Annotated in this window: 15 protein-coding genes and 3 pseudogenes; 14 read left to right on the plus strand and 4 right to left on the minus strand. The window is 33.5% G+C overall.

All coding sequences use genetic code 11. From position 1 onward, the window contains the following. Nucleotides 1-152: 152 nt before the first annotated feature. A complete protein-coding gene (locus AC3WTA_RS16615) occupies nt 153-1,367 on the plus strand; it encodes a multidrug efflux MFS transporter (RefSeq protein ID WP_000179291.1) in 1,215 nt (404 codons plus the stop codon). A gap of 53 nt (nt 1,368-1,420) precedes the next feature. On the opposite strand, the gene AC3WTA_RS16620 is transcribed toward AC3WTA_RS16615, so the two are convergent. Next, nucleotides 1,421-2,182: a DODA-type extradiol aromatic ring-opening family dioxygenase gene (locus tag AC3WTA_RS16620; protein ID WP_000982936.1), complete on the minus strand. Its 762-nt coding sequence runs from the start codon at nt 2,180-2,182 to the stop codon at nt 1,421-1,423. A gap of 204 nt (nt 2,183-2,386) precedes the next feature. Here AC3WTA_RS16620 and AC3WTA_RS16625 point away from each other — a divergent pair, with 204 nt between their 5' ends. The 10 genes and pseudogenes from AC3WTA_RS16625 (at nt 2,387) to AC3WTA_RS16670 (ending at nt 10,390) form a co-directional block, all read left to right on the plus strand. Then, nucleotides 2,387-3,310 (plus strand): alpha/beta hydrolase, encoded by a 924-nt coding sequence (locus tag AC3WTA_RS16625; protein ID WP_001102603.1) that lies wholly within the window; start codon nt 2,387-2,389, stop codon nt 3,308-3,310. 55 nt (nt 3,311-3,365) lie between these two features. Beyond that, on the plus strand, nt 3,366-3,971 hold the full coding sequence (locus tag AC3WTA_RS16630) for a pentapeptide repeat-containing protein (RefSeq protein ID WP_001288916.1): 606 nt from the start codon (nt 3,366-3,368) through the stop codon (nt 3,969-3,971). 81 nt (nt 3,972-4,052) lie between these two features. Further along, nucleotides 4,053-4,697: a LytTR family DNA-binding domain-containing protein gene (locus tag AC3WTA_RS16635; RefSeq protein WP_000389704.1), complete on the plus strand. Its 645-nt coding sequence runs from the start codon at nt 4,053-4,055 to the stop codon at nt 4,695-4,697. Nucleotides 4,698-4,824: 127 nt separating this feature from the next. Next, nucleotides 4,825-6,339, plus strand: coding sequence for a succinyl-CoA:acetate CoA-transferase ScpC (gene scpC, locus AC3WTA_RS16640; protein ID WP_000429795.1), 1,515 nt, complete (start codon nt 4,825-4,827; stop codon nt 6,337-6,339). A 213-nt stretch (nt 6,340-6,552) separates the two neighbouring features. Then, on the plus strand, nt 6,553-6,996 hold the full coding sequence (locus tag AC3WTA_RS16645; RefSeq protein ID WP_000702237.1) for a GNAT family N-acetyltransferase: 444 nt from the start codon (nt 6,553-6,555) through the stop codon (nt 6,994-6,996). A gap of 27 nt (nt 6,997-7,023) precedes the next feature. Beyond that, on the plus strand, nt 7,024-7,383 hold the full coding sequence (locus AC3WTA_RS16650; RefSeq protein ID WP_000349591.1) for a YunG family protein: 360 nt from the start codon (nt 7,024-7,026) through the stop codon (nt 7,381-7,383). A gap of 53 nt (nt 7,384-7,436) precedes the next feature. Beyond that, nucleotides 7,437-8,762 carry a bifunctional S-methyl-5'-thioadenosine deaminase/S-adenosylhomocysteine deaminase gene (locus AC3WTA_RS16655; protein WP_002203443.1) on the plus strand — a complete coding sequence of 442 codons (1,326 nt, stop codon included), beginning with the start codon at nt 7,437-7,439 and terminating at the stop codon, nt 8,760-8,762. Nucleotides 8,763-8,863: 101 nt separating this feature from the next. Then, nucleotides 8,864-9,121 (plus strand): annotated as a pseudogene (locus AC3WTA_RS16660) (ankyrin repeat domain-containing protein); the annotation flags it as partial. A 336-nt stretch (nt 9,122-9,457) separates the two neighbouring features. Further along, nucleotides 9,458-9,924, plus strand: a pseudogene (locus tag AC3WTA_RS16665) (HNH endonuclease); the annotation flags it as partial. Between the two features lie 16 nt (nt 9,925-9,940). Further along, nucleotides 9,941-10,390 carry an SMI1/KNR4 family protein gene (locus AC3WTA_RS16670; protein WP_000073369.1) on the plus strand — a complete coding sequence of 150 codons (450 nt, stop codon included), beginning with the start codon at nt 9,941-9,943 and terminating at the stop codon, nt 10,388-10,390. Between the two features lie 44 nt (nt 10,391-10,434). Here AC3WTA_RS16670 and AC3WTA_RS16675 read toward each other — a convergent pair. Beyond that, nucleotides 10,435-10,542: pseudogene (locus tag AC3WTA_RS16675) on the minus strand (DUF4878 domain-containing protein); the annotation flags it as partial. A gap of 242 nt (nt 10,543-10,784) precedes the next feature. On the opposite strand from AC3WTA_RS16675, the gene AC3WTA_RS16680 reads away from it, so the two are divergent. Further along, nucleotides 10,785-11,975 carry a hypothetical protein gene (locus tag AC3WTA_RS16680; RefSeq protein ID WP_001035640.1) on the plus strand — a complete coding sequence of 397 codons (1,191 nt, stop codon included), beginning with the start codon at nt 10,785-10,787 and terminating at the stop codon, nt 11,973-11,975. A gap of 432 nt (nt 11,976-12,407) precedes the next feature. Here the strand turns inward: AC3WTA_RS16680 and AC3WTA_RS16685 are convergent, their stop codons facing one another. Then, nucleotides 12,408-14,156, minus strand: a complete 1,749-nt coding sequence (locus tag AC3WTA_RS16685) for an S-layer homology domain-containing protein (RefSeq protein ID WP_000823694.1) — start codon at nt 14,154-14,156, stop codon at nt 12,408-12,410. A gap of 620 nt (nt 14,157-14,776) precedes the next feature. Here AC3WTA_RS16685 and AC3WTA_RS16690 point away from each other — a divergent pair. Then, nucleotides 14,777-16,204 carry an S-layer homology domain-containing protein gene (locus tag AC3WTA_RS16690; protein ID WP_000837504.1) on the plus strand — a complete coding sequence of 476 codons (1,428 nt, stop codon included), beginning with the start codon at nt 14,777-14,779 and terminating at the stop codon, nt 16,202-16,204. Nucleotides 16,205-16,352: 148 nt separating this feature from the next. Here the strand turns inward: AC3WTA_RS16690 and AC3WTA_RS16695 are convergent, their stop codons facing one another. Then, nucleotides 16,353-16,907, minus strand: a complete 555-nt coding sequence (locus tag AC3WTA_RS16695; protein ID WP_001059762.1) for a helix-turn-helix domain-containing protein — start codon at nt 16,905-16,907, stop codon at nt 16,353-16,355. Between the two features lie 642 nt (nt 16,908-17,549). On the opposite strand from AC3WTA_RS16695, the gene AC3WTA_RS16700 reads away from it, so the two are divergent. Beyond that, nucleotides 17,550-18,053, plus strand: a complete 504-nt coding sequence (locus tag AC3WTA_RS16700; protein ID WP_000833556.1) for a DUF3902 family protein — start codon at nt 17,550-17,552, stop codon at nt 18,051-18,053. The last annotated feature ends 31 nt before the right edge of the window (nt 18,054-18,084 follow it).

Below are 18,084 nucleotides of genomic sequence, written 5' to 3' on the forward strand. Positions count from 1 at the left end.
GGAGTTGGTTTTTTTATGAAAATAATGTAAAGATGTAGTGATTTTTACTAGAAAATAGCGGGTTTTGTAGTAAATCTTACAAATAAAGCAAATTACTAAACTTTTTACAAGAAAGGGTGTAGAATGGGTATCTAAAGAAAGAAGGTGTGAAAATGGCCAGCTGGAAACGAAATTTAATGATTTGTTGGCTAGGTTGTTTTACCACTGCAGCCGGTATGAGTTTAGTAATTCCTTTTTTATCTTTTTATATTGAGGAATTAGGAGTAACTGGCACTTCTAGTATTGCACAGTGGTCGGGACTTGCATTTGGTATAACATTTTTAATGGGTGCGATCGTATCACCAATATGGGGAAAGCTTGGTGATATACATGGACGGAAATTGATGCTGATTCGTGCGAGCCTTGGTATGGCGATCATTATGACGCTTATGGGGTTTGTAACGGATGTGTATCAACTAGTCGCACTAAGGTTTTTGATGGGAGCAGTATCTGGTTTCCTTTCAACGGCGATGACATTTATTGCAGCAGAAACTCCGAAAGAACATTCAGGTTGGGCAATCTCCACAATTTCAACAGGTGGCGTGAGCGGTTCTTTACTTGGCCCATTACTTGGTGGTTATTTGTCTGAGTTAATTGGAATGCGCCATGTTTTTCTTGTTACAGGAGCTTTTTTATTCCTTTCTTTTCTCATCGTTTTTTTCTTCCTACATGAAGAGAATCACTCCGCTCAAGCAAAAAAAGTACAACAGAAAAAAGTATGGACGATGGTTCCAGCAAAGCATTTAATTATTAGTTTATTTGTAACAACATTTATTATTCAACTTGCGAACATGTCAATTCAACCTATTATTACATTGTATGTAAAGAATTTAGAAGGCCCAGGAACAGCTCATATTGAAATGATTGCAGGCGCAGTCATGTCTGCGACAGGTTTAGCGATTATTATGGCAGCTCCTAAGTTAGGTAGATTATCAGATCATATCGGTCCTCAAAAAACGTTAGTTGTAGCGTTGTTTGCTGCAGGAATTATTTTTATTCCGCAAGCATTTGTAACCTCAGCTTGGCAACTATTAATTCTTCGCTTTTTATTAGGTATTGCACAAGCAGGACTATTACCTTCCGTACAAACTCTACTAAAACAACATACACCAACCCATGTAACGGGAAGAATATTTGGGTATAATCAATCGTTTCAGTTTTTAGGAAATATGATTGGACCAGTACTTGGTGGACAAATTGCAGCACATGCGGGCTTCCAATATGTTTTCTTTTCTACTTCATCACTATTATTTATTGCGTGCATTTGGGTTTATTTTCACAATAAGAACGAAGAGGTATCAGAGAAACGACATTTGGAAGTTAGTTAACTAAGTGAATGAAAAAGAAAAAGGATGAAGCAACGATTGCTTCATCCTTTTCTTTAAAATTGGAGACAAAGATAGCTTAATGTACCAAGCTCGTAACTACGGTGAATGACTTCACCGTTATTATCGCCACTTCCCATAGCGATAAATAAAGGAACAAAATGCTCTGCTCTTGGTACTGCTAGTTGTGCATGAGGGGCATTTTTCTCCCAATTAAATAATGCATCTTTATCAGTAGTCTGCATATGTTTAATAATCCAATCATCAAACTCAATTGCCCATTGTTCGGGTGTAGTTTGATTCCATTTTAAAGCTCGTAAGTTATGAACGGTAACACCGCTCCCGATTACTAAAATATCTTCTTGTCCAAGTCCTTTTAGTGCTTCTCCAATTTCAAATTGTTCTTTTGCAGGAAGGAATGGATTGACTGATATTTGGACGACAGGAATATTTGCTTCTGGATACATGCGGTGCAAGAGTGTCCATGAGCCATGATCTAAACCTCTCGTCATATTATGATGGACTGGAATACCTTTGTTTTTAAATTTTGTTTCTAACATAGATGCAATGTTAGAAGAGCCTTTCGCACGATATTTAATTTCATATAACTCAGGAGGAAAACCTCCAAAATCATAAATTGTTTCATATTCGTTATCTGATGAGGAAATCGTTAATACTTCACTTTCCCAGTGAGCAGTAAAAATAACAATTGCTTTCGGTTTATATGTTTCTCCAAGTGTTTTTAAAAAACTTGTATATTCTGTATCTTGAATAGCAAGCATCGGTGATCCGTGTGCTAAAAATAATGATGGCATCATAATAGAAACCTCCCAAAAATATAATAATTACTTTATGTAAGTTACTATATAATTTTATTTTAAATTCGTCAACATAATAGTTATAGAGCTAATTGGAAAAGTGCAGTATTTGTCATAATGAAAGCAATTGCATATAATACATAATAAGAATAATGAATGGATATTCATTTTTTGATATACATAATAGAGTTGGGGGCTGACGAAATGAACGTACAGGAAAGTTTCGTTACGGCATTGGATGGATCGGAAATTTATTTACGTAAGTGGCTACCAGAAAGAGATCCGCGAGGGATTATTCAAATTGCACATGGTATGACAGAACATGCAGGTGTTTATACAGACTTTATTGCTGCTTTATTAGAAGCAGGGTATGGTGTTTATGCGCATGATCATAAAGGTCATGGGAAAACAGTGAAAAGAGAAGAAGATTATGGTCATTTTGAACCAAATGTAGGTTGGAATGAGGCTGTGTCTGATGTTATTTTTGTATCAGAAACGATAAGAAAAGAGCAGACATGCCCGTTGTTTTTACTTGGACATAGTATGGGTTCTTTTTTATCAAGACGTGCTGTACAACTTAAAGGTGGATTATATGATGGATTCCTTATTTCAGGAACTGGTGGGAACCCGGGATTCTTAGGAGTCATTGGTCATAAAGTAGCGACAATCGAGATGAAACTACGCGGGGCAAAAACGAAAAGTCCGATGCTAAACTTTTTATCTTTCGGAAATTTCAATTCGCACTTTAAACCAAATCGTACGAAATTTGATTGGTTATCTTCAGATAATAATCAAGTTGATAAATATATTGCGGATCCTTTATGTGGATTTATTTGTACAACAAGTTTTTATCGTGAATTATTTTCTGGGGTATTAGAAGTAAATAAACTAGAAGAGTTTAAGAAAACACCGAAAAACCTTCCAATACATATTTTTTCAGGAAATCGTGATCCTGTTGGGGATATGGGGAAAGGTGTAAAAGAAGTATATGAAAATTATAAAAAATGTGGCGTGAAAGATGTAACATTGCGTCTATATGAAAATGGAAGACATGAAATGTTCCATGAAGTAAATCGAGATGAAGTATTTCAAGATTTGATTTCTTGGTTAGATGGACATATTGTATGAGAAGAAACCTCACTTTTTTCAAGTGAGGTTTCTTTAAGGAGACGGAGGAATAGTTATGAGTGAATTTGTAAATAAAGAGTATATAGAAATAGATTTTCAAGATGTTTTGATTAAAGAAGAGGAATTGAAAAATTGTACTTTCATAAAATGCCGTTTTAGAGGGATAGATGCATCGGAAGTTTCTACTGAAAATTGTAATTTTATAGAATGTGATTTTACCGGTGCTCTATTTAACGCTTCTATCCATCAAGGAACTACATTTGCGAATTGTAAGTTTGTTGGTGTGAATTTATTCGTATCGAAGTTTGAAGAATGTAAAATGACTGGCTCTGATTTTGAAGAAGCGAATTTAGATGGAATAACTATAATATCGGGCGATTGGTCATATACGAATTTAAGGTTCGCGAACTTAAGTAAACAAATGTTAAAGGGTATACGTTTAATTGAAGCTGACCTATATGAATGTAATTTAGAAAAAGCAGATTTACGTGAAGCAGATTTAACAGGTGCACAATTTGGTAAGGCGAAACTTAGTGGTGCAGATTTAAAAGGGGCGGTAGTTGATAGAATTGATTTTACAAGTTTTGATTTAAAAAATGTGAAATTAGATATAGCGCAGGCAGTTGCAGTAGCAAGATGTTATGGGGCTAAGGTGAACTAAATAATCTGTAAAACCGTTCAAATTGCTGAACGGTTTTATAAATCATAATAGTAGTATAATAGTAAATGAGGTGTTAATAATATGGAAGATAAAACATTAGGTATACTACTAGATGTTGTTGGGGAATTATTTTCAGATGAAATATCAATCGCCGTTTCAAATACGAAAGAATATATTTACTATCGACCAAGCAAACGAATTGATTTAAAGATTAGCACCGGAGATCCTATTAAGGAAGGGACGATTGCTCATAAAGCAATGATAACGAAGCAAAAAGCCTCTGAGTTTATTAACCGAGATGTTTTCGGTATTCCTTATCATGGAATGGCCGTACCTTTTTCAAATAATGGCAAGATTGAAGGTTGCGTGACGGCAATTTATCCCGCTTTAACGGATGGTAAGTCGGTCGTTACTTTAAAAACAACAGACGGCTGGGTTCCAGTTCCTTTCTCAAAGGTCATGTATTTAGAAGCTAAAGATAAAAAGACGTATGTGAATTCAGAAGAGTTAACAGGAACACATAAGTACTCGCTACAAGAATTCGAATACTTGCTGCCGAAAGATTCTTTTATTAGATGTCACCGTTCTTTTATTGTAAATGTTAATCATATTAAAGCGATTTACCCTGATACGCATTCTACTTTTTTACTTTCTATGGATAACGGAGAGAGGGTACCAGTGAGTCAATCATATGCTAGCTATTTTCGTAAGCTTCTAGGATTCTAAATGTTTCTGCTTTAGAACCTAGATTCGCTGTTTTATCTGAATTTTCGGCATTGTGTAAGAAAATCCCTATTTTGATACTGTTAATGTGTAAAATAATTATGAATATTCATTAAGAGAGGGATTACATATGGAGAATAATTTAGATAGAATTAGGGATCAACGTTTAAAAGATCGAGTAGTTACACCTGAAGAAGCAGCTTCATGGATTGAAAGTGGAATGACTTTAGGTTTAAGTGGATTTACACGCGCTGGGGATGTAAAAGCAGTCCCATTTGCACTTGTAAACCGAGTGAAGAATGATAAATCTTTTAAAGTGAATGTTTATACAGGGGCTTCCTTAGGTTCGGATGTAGATAAATTATTTGCTGAGGCAGGAATTTTAGGGAAAAGATTGCCCTTCCAAGCTGATGCGACTATGCGAAAAGGAATTAATAACGGAGACTTTTTATTTGTGGATCAGCACTTATCTCATACAGCAGAGTTACTCCGTGCTGACGTTATGGATATAGATGTCGCTATTTTGGAAGCGGTTGCGATTACTGAAGATGGCATGATTATTCCAACCACTTCAATTGGAAATTCCTTAGCATTCTCCTTAAATGCTAAGTCCATTATTATTGAAATGAATATGGCTCAATCTACGCAACTAGAGGGGCTACATGATTTATATGAACCAGGTAAACAAGGGGAAAGACTCCCAATTCCGCTCGTAAAAACGGATGATCGAATTGGAACAATCGGTATTCCGATTGATGCTGAAAAAGTGAAGGGAATTGTGTTTACGAATCAACTGGATTCGCCATCGACAATTGTTCCTCCAGATGAAGAAACTGTCATTATGGCACAGCATTTAATAGAGTTCCTTCGAGAAGAGGTTAAAGTAGGCCGATTAACAAATCGTTTAGCACCGTTACAATCGGGAATTGGTTCAGTTGCTAATGCAGTATTGCATGGCATGCTAGATTCGGAGTTTGAAGATTTAGAAGTGTATTCTGAAGTTTTACAGGATGCGGTCTTTGATCTAATGGATGCTGGGAAAGTTAATTTTGCTTCCTGCTGCTCCATCACGCTTTCTGAAGAGAAAATGCAACAAGTATTTTCTAACTTTGAAAAATATCGTGACAAATTAATGATGCGCCCGCAAGAGATTTCTAATCATCCTGAAATCATTCGTCGCCTTGGATTAATCTCGATTAATACTGCTTTAGAATTAGATATATACGGAAATGTTAATTCTACTCATGTTTTAGGTACAAAAATGATGAATGGTATTGGTGGTTCTGGCGATTTTGCAAGAAATGCGCGTTTAGCTATCTTTGTTACTAAATCGATTGCAAAAGGCGGCAACATTTCAAGTATCGTTCCTTTCGTTTCGCATGTAGACCATACGGAACACGATGTAGATGTTATCGTCACTGAACAAGGGTATGCGGACTTAAGAGGACTAGCGCCAAGAGAAAGAGTGGAACTAATTATTGAGAATTGCGTACATCCAATGTATCGTGACCAGCTAAGAGCTTATTTTGAAGAAGCACAAACAAGAGGTGGACAAACTCCTCATGTTTTAGAAAAAGCTTTTTCTTGGCATACGAATTATGCTAAAAATGGAACAATGCTTGAAGCGGTAGTAGAAACTGTATAGAAATGTAAGAGTGATTCTTAAAATAATATGCCATAAAGGTTAAAAGAAAAAGAACGTCAATTTTCAGGAATGGCGTTCTTTTTCTTTTAAAAAATTGTTACCTATAATAAAGATTTATAAAAGTAATCTCTTATTTACGGAAATAAGAGGTTTTTTAAATTACTTTTCGAATCATTTTAAGAGTTTATATATTGAATGTGAGGAGAAAGAATCATGAAGATAAGAAAAGCGTTATTAAGTGAAGTAAATGAATTAAGTGAACTCGCACTACATTCAAAAGCAACGTGGAACTATAGCGAAGAATTCATACTTGCTTGTAAGGAAGATTTAACAATTACCGATGAGTACATAAAAAATAATTTTGTATATGTTTTAGAAAACGATAATACGATGATTGGATTTTTTTCATTTTTACGTAATGAAAATGCTCTTGATTTTTTATATATTCATCCTCGTTACAAAGGGAAAGGATACGGGAAAATACTTTGGAAGTATGTAATAGAAAAAGCAAATGAACTAGGGATAAAAAATTTTACAATTGATAGTGACCCGAATGCAAAAGGGTTTTACTTGAAGATGGGAGCGAAGTTAATCGGGGAAACACCATCAACGGTTTTTAAGGGGCGATTACTGCCTCTTTTGAAATATGATGTGTAAAACAATTAATAGTAGGAGAAGCTGAAAATGGATCATATAAAGAGAAAAAGAATATATGAAGCACTAATAAAATCGTGGTCGATTGAAACGAGTTCAAAGTGGACAAGTGAAAATCCAGCAAAGGGACAGTGTGGTGTAACGGCTTTAGTCATTCAAGATATATGCGGAGGGCAAATCAAGAAGACAAAAATAGGAGAGGTGTGGCACTTTTATAACTGTATAGATGGGAAGAGGTTTGATTTTACAGGGGCTCAATTCAATAGAGAATTGGATTATATGGATGAGAAATCAAATCGGGAAGAAGCATTTGCAGATACAAATGAAAAACAATATAGCATTTTGAAGGAAAAGATAATGAAAGAATTCAAATTATCTTTTGACTCTTAAACTTTAATAAGTTACTATAATGGTGGTAACTTATTAAAGGGAACTTCATAGAGTTGAAAGGGGAAATACTTTTGAAAACAACTTATGTAAACGCTACAATCGTAACGATGAATGAACAAAACGAAGTGATAGAAAATGGATATATCATTGTAGAAAATGATCAAATTATAGATGTAAAGAGCGGAGAATTTGCTGATAATTTTGAAGTAGATGAAGTAATTGATATGAAAGGAAAGTGGGTTTTACCAGGGCTTGTAAATACACATACACACGTTGTAATGAGTCTCTTAAGAGGGATTGGAGACGATATGTTATTACAACCGTGGCTGGAGACGAGAATTTGGCCACTTGAAAGTCAGTTTACGCCAGAGCTTGCGGTTGCTAGTACGGAATTAGGATTACTTGAAATGGTGAAAAGTGGTACAACATCATTCTCTGATATGTTTAATCCAATTGGAGTAGATCAAGATGCAATTATGGAAACGGTATCAAAGAGTGGGATGCGAGCTGCTGTTTCAAGAACTTTATTTAGCTTCGGAACGGAGGACGATGAGAAGAAAGCGATTGAAGAAGCTGAAAAATATGTGAAGCGCTACTATAACGAAAGTGGTATGTTAACTACGATGGTTGCGCCGCATAGTCCATATACATGTTCTACAGAACTGTTAGAAGAGTGTGCTCGTATTGCAGTAGAAAATCAAACGATGGTTCATATTCATCTTTCGGAAACAGAGCGTGAAGTACGTGATATTGAAACACAGTACGGAAAACGTCCAGTAGAATATGCAGCAAGTTGCGGTTTATTTAAACGCCCAACAGTTATTGCACACGGTGTAGTATTAAATGAAAATGAGCGTGCATTTTTAGCAGAACATGATGTTCGAGTAGCTCATAACCCGAATAGTAATTTAAAACTAGGTTCTGGTATAGCGAATGTAAAAGCGATGCTAGAAGCAGGAGTGAAAGTAGGAATTGCAACAGATAGTGTGGCATCTAATAACAATTTAGATATGTTTGAAGAAATGCGTATAGCGACTTTACTACAAAAAGGTATTCATCAAGATGCAACAGCATTACCAGTTGAAACGGCTCTTACACTTGCGACTAAAGGAGCTGCTGAAGTAATCGGCATGAAACAAACAGGATCACTTGAGGTTGGAAAGTGTGCCGATTTTATTACGATTGATCCGTCTAATAAGCCGCATTTACAACCAGCAGATGAAGTGTTATCACACCTTGTATATGCCGCTAGTGGAAAAGATATAAGCGATGTAATTATTAACGGAAAACGTGTCGTTTGGAATGGTGAATGTAAAACGTTAGATGAAGAGCGTATTATATTTGAAGCGAGTCGTTATAAACGAGGTTTACAAAGATAGGTATTTTCAGGCTGTGGAGAAGGTCTTCTCCATAGCCTGTTTTTGTGTCTGAACTTTTTTATGGTGAGTGCTAAAAAAATATTGTAAGAGGCACAGCTTTGGGAGATACCTTTGATTCTTCTGCATTAAATTTGGCAGCAGGAGCAGGCCGCTTGAACATAGTAAAGTATTTAATAGAGGCCGGTTCAGAATTAGATGTGAGCTTAGCAAAAAGAAACCCTTTATTTGGAGCCATTTACGGTGGGCATAAAAATGTAGTTGAGTTTCTCGTTGGAAAAGGTATAGATGTTTCAATTAGATATACAAGAGAGAGTCTTAAGAACATGAATGCCTATGAATACGCCATAGAATTTGGATAAACAGAAATTGCTGAATGTTTAATGCAGTAGGTAGTGATTTGATGTGAAGAAAAGTCTAATTATATATACCTAATTAGATTATAGTAAACTGTAATTCGTTTAAATTCCTGAATTAAAAGACTATGAATAACATTAGACAGGTTTTCTATTTTAGAGAATAGAAAACCTGTCTAATGTTACAAGAGCAATAGTACGTAAGTTTTCGGCATACTAAGAAAGCCACAACAAAAAACTCTTCTCTGTAGGAAGCTCAAACGTAGGTCAAAAAAGAGAATGCACAATAACAACCACCACTACCTATTACTACAATGTTGATTTCAATTCCACATAATAGTCAAAGCTGGAAATCACCTTTCATATGCGGGAGTCAGAAGTATTCAACAGTATTTGCGGAAAGCAGCTCCATATACCTATGAAGGTCCAAATGGCCCGAAGACAATAAGGTTAAGAATGGGTGAGTTAGCGGGGGACAAACATCCTGTTACAGGCATTCGTTATGATTTAGATGGTTTCCTATTTTTAGAGCTATTTCTGAAGTTAAATTAAAAGAAGCTGATTTTAAAAATTCTAGACCGACACATGATAGAATATGTAGTAAAGCATTATACGAACAAATACTGAAAGACCCTAAGTTAGCTGCAAAATTCACAGAAGAAGAAATAGAGTTATTTAAGTAAGGCGAGGTACCAGAAAATTATTCATGGCATCATCAAGAAGCAGGACGAATGCACCTCGTTGATTATGAAACACATAGGAAAACAGGTCACACTGGCGGATATAAAATTTGGGAAATACAGCGATAAGTAAGGAGGGGGATATATGAGCAACGTTACTTGGATTGGAGTAAATAAAAAAGAAATTACAGATGAAAACATTCAGAAAGTAGAACAATATTTCAATATTAAATTCCCTATGGATTTTGTAGAATGTGTAAAACATTATGATAGTGGTTATCCAAGGCCAAAAATATTTGATGTACCTGGACAGGATGAGAATGTATTTAGTAAGCTTTTAACTTTTGATTTAGAAAGTAGAAATTCAATTATTCAAGTTTATGATGATATAAAAGATAGATTAGGAAATAAAGTATATCCCTTTGGTAAGGATTCATTTGGGAATCATCTGTGTTTTGATTACCGTAGCAATCCTAAATCACCAACAGTAGTATTTTGGGAGCATGAGGAGGAAAACATAGAGGAAGCAATATATCCTGTTTGCTCAACATTTACAGAATTGCTTGCTAGTTTACGTGATTTTGAAGAAGATTGAGGAAACAAAAAACGGCCTAGAATTCTAGACCGTTTTTTTTATAATTAACTAATTTTCCAACCTTCATCCGTTTTCTCTAGTTCAATTACGTTTACTTTTTTAGGATTACCTTTATATAAAGCATCAACAGTTACTGTAGCTGAACGAGCTTTGAACAAGATTACTGGAGATACGGAAACAACATGGATCCAAGAAAATCAATATCTGTTGTAAAAAGACATGAAAGTAGGAACTAATCTTAGAGTGTAAAATGCTGAATTATTAACGGATACAGTTCATTTAGTACCCATTTTTTTGTCCTCATATTAAGACACCAAGTGGATATTTTTTAAAAAAAAGGGAACTAAATTTGTTATAATAAATATTACATTGGAATATCTGTAGGAATTGAATTTTGAATAAGAAATTATTAGTAGCTTTAACATGTAGTACTTTATTTATGGGGATGACAGCGTGTGAATCTAATGATATTGCTAGCGAAGCGGAAAAATCAAAGCAAGAGAGTACAAAAAAAACAAACGATAAACAGAAAAAAGATACAAAAGAAGATGTACCAGTAAAAGAAATAAATACAACTACTAATGCGGGTTCCTATAGATATAGTCCTAATGGTCATAATGCTACAAATAATGAGCATTTCATAATTTATGATAATGCAAAATTCGAAGATAACTTTGACGGACTTAAAGTATCTATGAACCAACTATTTTTAAGTAATAAGAAAGGTATTTATAACGGGAAGGATGTTGGCTCTATTAGTATAGCCTTTACAATTGAGAACACATCAAATTCCACTTTTACTCTTGAGACTAGTAAGATGCAGGCCGCAACTGATCAAGGACATCAAATAACACCAGATAAACCTATGAAAAGTGTTTTGTTAAATCCAACTATGAAAATAGAGAGTCCGCAAGAGGGTACACCCGAACTTGCACAGGACAATAGGGTTATATATGAGGCCTACGACTCAAATTTTGAAGCTATAAACTGGGTTGATTTTACTTTTGAAATCCATAGACAAAGCCCAGAAATGACAATTGCAAAAACTCGAAAATATAAAATTCGATTCAATATAGATCAACATTATGGAGGAACTACAACTAAACAAGAACAGCCTCAAACTGCTTCAAATACGGATGCTGTTACATACAAAAATGAAATTGAACCTAAAATTGATTCCATGATAAAAGAGTTTAATGATATATGGAATCAAGAAGTTAAATCAGTTTTCAACAAAGAGGGGGAAACTCCAGCAACTGTAGACCAAAATACTTTACAAAAACAAATGGAGCTTGTATCAACTAAGTACAGGGAATTATCAAAAGAGAATATCAACTTTAATGCTTCTGATAAAATAAATGACCCTGTTCTAAAAGAAAAAATAAATAAATTTAGAGAAGAGTTTGGTCTTGCGGCAAATTATAGAGAAAATGCAGCAAATGCTATATTGCAAGGAATACGAGGTGTAGCTCCAATGGAAGACAGAATGAAAGAAGCACGAAAATCCATTAAACTTTCTGAACAAAAGTTTAATAACGCTTCAACTAATTTAACTGAATTTGAAACAAAACTAAATAGTAAATAGTAAATAGTATAAAAAAGAGAGCCATGCTCTCTTTTTTAGTTCTCAATAAAACCTAATTAAATGTGAAGTTCAACTAAAATTTAATTTAATTCATAAGTAACAAAAGACATTTATGAAGTTTAGACTTTCATGTCTCAATAATGTGACATGAAAGTCTAAACTTTTTGAACTAGGGACAAGAAACTTTAAACTACTTAGCTTATAATAAAATATCCATGAAAGTATTCTAAATAGATTTATAGGGGATAAAATGTTTCATTTAAATAATTATAAACAAATTCACTTATACAAAAAACAAGAAGCTTCTTGTTTTTAGCTTTAGACAAAGCAAATTCATATCAATTTTAAATAACTAACACAACTATAGATATTAGAGAAATAGCATCTATATACTTATTGGGTATGGAGATTTTCCCATTGGAAACTTATTGCTTATTTTACCACCTTTTCGATGATAGGAGCTTTAGCAGATAATTCACCAGTTGCCATATTATTCATAAAATATGCCCCATAAATAGTAACGGTATCTCCAATATTTATATCTTGTACGACTTCAGGAGAAACGATAGCACTAACAGTCGAATCTCCACTAGAAATTTCAATAGCGTCATTTGATTTATTGATTACATTTCCAGTGTGCATTTTATATTGTTTTTTTAGCACGTTGTCTTCATTTTCTTTTTGAACAATTGCATATTTAGCTGTATCAGGTTGACCAAATACCAGACCATCTATAAAAATAGGTGCATAAATAGTAACGGTATCTCCAATTTGAATATCTTTAAGGATTTCAGAGGAAGTAACCATAGCACTTAAACTTGAATTTCCATTGGAAATGATTAAAGACTTTTCTGTTTTAGCAGTTACTTTTCCTGAACGCTTTTGGTGCTGATTTAAAGCATTTTGTTCTTTTTTATTGACTTCTAATATAGAATTCGATTTATCCATACTTGTATTAGGAGTAACTGTCTTACTGGCCAACTTTTCAATGATAGGAGCTTTAGCGGATAATTCACCAGTTGCCATATTACTTATAAAAGATGCCCCATAAATAGTAATAGTATCTCCAATATTTATATCTTGTAAGATTTCAGATGAAACGATAGCACTAACAGTCGAATCTTCATTAGAAATTTCAATAGCGTCATTTGATTTATTGATTACATTTCCAGTGTGCATTTTATATTGTTTTTTTAGCACGTTGTCTTCATTTTCTTTTTGAACAATTGCATATTTAGCTGTATCGGGTTGACCAAATACAAGACCATCTATAAAAATAGGTGCATAAATAGTAACGGTATCTCCAATTTGAATATCTTTAAGGATTTCAGGGGAAGTAACCATAGCATCTAAACTTGAATCTCCATCGGAAATAATTAAAGACTTTTCTGTTTTAGCAGTTACTTTACCAGAACGTTTTTTGTGTTGATTTAGTAGAGTTTGTTCTTTATTATTTTGTGTTGAAATAGCTGTCTCAGTAGTTAAAGATCGATTTTCTATTGAAATTAACTCGACCTCTTTACTATTGACATCCATATCTTTACTGCTGACTTTTTCTCTCAATACACCTTTTATTTCTTTAGAAAGCATATCCGTTTTAGCAGTAAGTTGAGCGGCTTCAGCACGTGTTATCACTCTATTTGGTTGCCAACCGTTATCAGTCCCAACGGAGATTTTTAAGTCAATTAAAATATTGGCATATTTTTCTCCCCAATGCCCTTTTAAATCCTCAAATTTACTTTGGCCATTATCATGTGCTGTACTTTGTAGTTTATAAGCATTTACTAGCATCGTTGCCATAGCAACACGTGTAACTTTTCCAGTTGGATTGAAGATTCCATTTCCTTCGCCTTTAATGATGCCAGCTTTTTCAGCTGCAGCAATATAGGGAGTAGCCCAGTGGTCTTGGGTATCTGTAAAAGAAGGTTTGGCTTTTGTATCAATTTTTATCCCTAAGGCTTTTGTTATAATTGTTGCGGCGGAAGCTCGATCTAACATAGCGTTTGAGCCAAAGGTACCATCTGGTAAACCTGATATAGCTTGTTTTTCTACTAAATAATTAACAGATTGCTCTGCCCACTTTGGAACATCAGAAAACTTTTGAGTATCCGCAAAAATACTAGAAGAATAGGATAATATAGCCCCCGCAAGAAGACCTGTTGTGATTAATTTGCGCTTCATAAAAATATACACCTCTACCAATCTATTGTATTACCAAATTGAGATTTTTTATTTTTATATTTATATGTTTGTGATGATGCTGACATCTATTCAATTTGGTGTAACGATTATAGTTACTTATATACATAAGTGTCAATGAATAAATTTAACAAAAATGTTTTATATTTACACAAAAAATTAATATAAATTAATTTTATTTACTAAAAATTAATAAGGTGTTGACGTATTAATGTATACTTAACTATAATTAATCGAGATTAATTGAGATTGATTTTCAAGTTTGTTTACTAGTTTAACAAGTATACAAAAACTAACTTGAATTTAATTAAAAAAGTTGAATATAAACTTATATTTGTTCATTGACACTTATATACAGGTAACTAAAATCGTTGAACCAAATGTATGTTATGCTTAAAAATTTTTAAAAGATACATATTGATAGAAAACCTTTTCTCTATATACTCTGTTGGATAAAGATTGTCCATTAACAATATAGTTAATTATTCAATAAGATCACCAACATTCATTGCAATTATTTATTATTATTTCTTAATAAAGGAATGTTATAAATTAATTGCATGAAAATGGCTAGAAATTAAGATTTAGAAGGAGAATATTTTATGAAATCCAAGTTAATTGCTACAGGAATTATTGCAGGAAGTCTACTATCCTACTCATCTAATATATTTGCAGATACTCACAAATTTCCTGATGTTCCAAAGTGGGCAGAGCAGTCTGTTAATTATTTAGTAGATAAACAAGTATTAAGTGGCTATCCAGATGGGATTTTTGGGTCAAATGATTCATTAGACAGAGCTTCTGCAGCGACTATTATGACAAAGGTTTTGGGTATGCAAATTGACTTCAATGCCAAACCTTCTTTTACAGATTCTCAAGACCACTGGGCTACTCCCTATATTGCTGCAGCTGAAAAAGCTGGCATCATTAAAGGAGAAGGGAATGGCATTTTCAATCCATCCGGTAAAGTAACTCGCGCTGCCATGGCAACGATGCTAGTAAATGCTTATAAACTACAAAGTACAGCACATGATAATGGACAAAGTAAATTTGAAGATTTAAAAGGGCATTGGGGAGAAAAATATGCCAATATTTTAATTGATTTAAAAATTTCCGTTGGGACTGATAACGGCTGGCAACCAAATAGGTCTACAACACGCGCCGAAGCTGCTCAACTTACTGCTAAAACTGATATGATGCAACTAACTCCAAAGAATGTTTTAGAAGAAAAAGAGATTATTACTGCTACATCATATGAAGATTTAAATTTAATAATGGCTTCCAATATTACAGCCCAAGAAATTGATAATTTTATTGCAGAATACCATTCAGATAGTCCATTAGTTGGACATGGGAAAGACTTTATCAACGCACAAAATAAATATGGTGTAAATGCTCTATATTTAGCCGCTCATGCAATTTTAGAATCTGGATATGGAAAATCAGAAATTGCATATCAAAAACATAATCTATTCGGATTACGTGCATATGATGGAGATCCGTTTAAATATGCAAAATATTTACCAACATACAGCGACAGTATTGCTTATAATGCCAATTATGTGCGAGAAAGATATTTAGAAGAAGATGGTATGCATTATAACGGACCAACGTTAGTTGGTATGAACGTAAAATATGCATCTGATAAAGGGTGGGCTGGAAAAATTGCAAATATTATGGAACGTATTAAACCGTTCCGTGTGGAAGACTATACATCTGCAAAAAAATTACCAAAGAATCCTGAAACATTAGATGTTGAAGCGTTATCTAATAACATTCCGTATAACATGTATGAAGATGGGACAACAGCAAATGTGGTATCATCAACTGCTTATTACCAAGTACCTTATCCATTTCATTTAAAAATTAAAAGTAAATCAGATGTTGCAGTCGAGGAAAATAAAGTCGGTACAGTAACTCCTGGAACAAACATCTTTATTTATCGTGAAGATCCAAATGGATGGGTAGAATTCTCTTTTGAAGCTACTGGAGAAAAATACTGGACATTAAAAAGTAAATTAAGTATGTAATTAGAAAGGTCTCTTTCACTACTCATAATCGTTTAGAATTAAATGACATATAATTATAAGACAAGTTTTTTACTTTATTAAATATAGTTATGTATACAAAAAAGTTAGAGAATTATTTTCTCTAACTTTTATGCGGTATTACTTGAAATTAAAAAGATGGTGGGGTTACTCCAAATATAACAGTGACTTTGTGTAAAGAAGTGTTTTCCCATTTATGTTTTGCGTATGGTGGGATTTTCACACTATCACCTGGATTAAGAAGTAAAACCTCATCATTTAGATATAGTTTTACTTGTCCTTCCATAACAAATGCTATTTCTTCACCTTTATGTGCCATAGGCTCCATAGAAGAAGCGGTTTGAGGCAACAGATTCATTAAAGCTAATTCCAGTGATCCTTCTAAATTAGGTGATAATAACTCATACGAAACATTGCCGCTTTCAGGGAAAGTTATTTTTTTTCTTTGATTAGCTCTTACAACTAATTCTTCTGTATTGGTATCTTCTAAGAAAAAATTAAATAAAGCAATATTTAATGCTGCAGAAATTAGTTTTAGTGTTTGTAAGGATGGATTCGTGATTCCTTTCTCAATCTGACTTAACATGGAAGGTGTTATATCAGCTAATTCAGCTAACCGTTTACTAGTTAATCCGGCACCTTTTCTAAATACCATAATTTTTTCACCGATATTAATATTGTTCATATGCGTAATCCCCTTTAAATAAGTGAATAAAATTAAAATTAATTTTATTCACTTATACTAAACATGTTGTTAATATACTTAATTATAATAAAGTATGATTAATTTTCAAGCACCTGCATAGTTGTGAGAATAGTAAATAAGACGAGACATGATTGATACTTATTCTTCCATGTGAACTATTAAGTATGATGACCTGATTATATGATTGAATTTCTATATAAGATTTTGAGATTGACAATAATGCAATAGCGGATGGGCTGACACTTGGAATAGCATCTGGGTTTGTAGGGAAAGCAATAGAACCATTTTTAAGTGGAGCATATACAGTTGGTAATAATCATTTATATAAGCTATTAAAAGAAATAGTGGGTAAAGAGGATATTTAGCTAGAACCATCAAGACTTATTAAATTGCATAAAGTGGGGGAGAGACTATTTACAAAATAATGATTTAAAACATAAATTGAATCAAGGTACACAAATTGTATAGGGAACAGGAGGAAGTATAATTCCAAAAAAATTAATGGAAGAATACTATCAAACAGATTCTCAGTTAATTAAAAAGAATTTCTAATAAGTAAATGAAAACATATGAGTAAACACCAATGCTTTATTATAAAATTTTTTAGGAAGTGAAAACATTATGAAATCAGCTTTAACTAACATTATGATCTCCTTGATTCTTGCAGTAGGAGGCGTCATTTCGCTTTTGTTTACTTTAATAGGAGGTCAAGATTGGATCTGGGATTGGATAGGGCTATTACTGGCATATCTATCTTTGGGCATTTTAATAGGCTTATATAATAAAACGGTGGATCACAAAACATTTCCTAGAATACTAAAAAGGATTTTATTTATTTCCTTTAATGCTACAGTATTAGGAATAATAATAGGGATAACATGCCAACTATTAGGAAAGGCGAATCTTACTATAATGATGTATTATTGGTTGATAATGTTATCACTACATTTCATTACTATAATAACATTAGTTATCCTAGTATTTGTACATCAAAATAGTCAAAATTACAGCCTGTTATATACATTTATTGTAATTTCGAACATTTTCCTTACCCTAGGACCAGTATTATATCCTTTGGTTCTAACTATCATAGGAAATGGCATGAATGCTAGTGCAGGACACTAATTTTTACCTATATAGATTATTAAAATAAGTA

This window comes from Bacillus sp. EB106-07-01-XG149, from assembly GCF_058791555.1.

Excerpts from the sequence above, each read along its gene's own strand:
- AC3WTA_RS16650 (WP_000349591.1), top strand. The coding sequence starts at position 7,024 with ATGGATCATATAAAGAGAAAAAGAATATATGAAGCACTAATAAAATCG.
- AC3WTA_RS16690 (WP_000837504.1), top strand. The coding sequence starts at position 14,777 with ATGAAATCCAAGTTAATTGCTACAGGAATTATTGCAGGAAGTCTACTA.
- AC3WTA_RS16630 (WP_001288916.1), top strand. The coding sequence starts at position 3,366 with ATGAGTGAATTTGTAAATAAAGAGTATATAGAAATAGATTTTCAAGAT.
- AC3WTA_RS16625 (WP_001102603.1), top strand. The coding sequence starts at position 2,387 with ATGAACGTACAGGAAAGTTTCGTTACGGCATTGGATGGATCGGAAATT.
- AC3WTA_RS16695 (WP_001059762.1), bottom strand. The coding sequence starts at position 16,907 with ATGAACAATATTAATATCGGTGAAAAAATTATGGTATTTAGAAAAGGT.
- scpC (WP_000429795.1), top strand. The coding sequence starts at position 4,825 with ATGGAGAATAATTTAGATAGAATTAGGGATCAACGTTTAAAAGATCGA.
- AC3WTA_RS16700 (WP_000833556.1), top strand. The coding sequence starts at position 17,550 with ATGAAATCAGCTTTAACTAACATTATGATCTCCTTGATTCTTGCAGTA.
- AC3WTA_RS16615 (WP_000179291.1), top strand. The coding sequence starts at position 153 with ATGGCCAGCTGGAAACGAAATTTAATGATTTGTTGGCTAGGTTGTTTT.
- AC3WTA_RS16670 (WP_000073369.1), top strand. The coding sequence starts at position 9,941 with ATGAGCAACGTTACTTGGATTGGAGTAAATAAAAAAGAAATTACAGAT.
- AC3WTA_RS16635 (WP_000389704.1), top strand. The coding sequence starts at position 4,053 with ATGGAAGATAAAACATTAGGTATACTACTAGATGTTGTTGGGGAATTA.
- AC3WTA_RS16620 (WP_000982936.1), bottom strand. The coding sequence starts at position 2,182 with ATGATGCCATCATTATTTTTAGCACACGGATCACCGATGCTTGCTATT.
- AC3WTA_RS16685 (WP_000823694.1), bottom strand. The coding sequence starts at position 14,156 with ATGAAGCGCAAATTAATCACAACAGGTCTTCTTGCGGGGGCTATATTA.
- AC3WTA_RS16645 (WP_000702237.1), top strand. The coding sequence starts at position 6,553 with ATGAAGATAAGAAAAGCGTTATTAAGTGAAGTAAATGAATTAAGTGAA.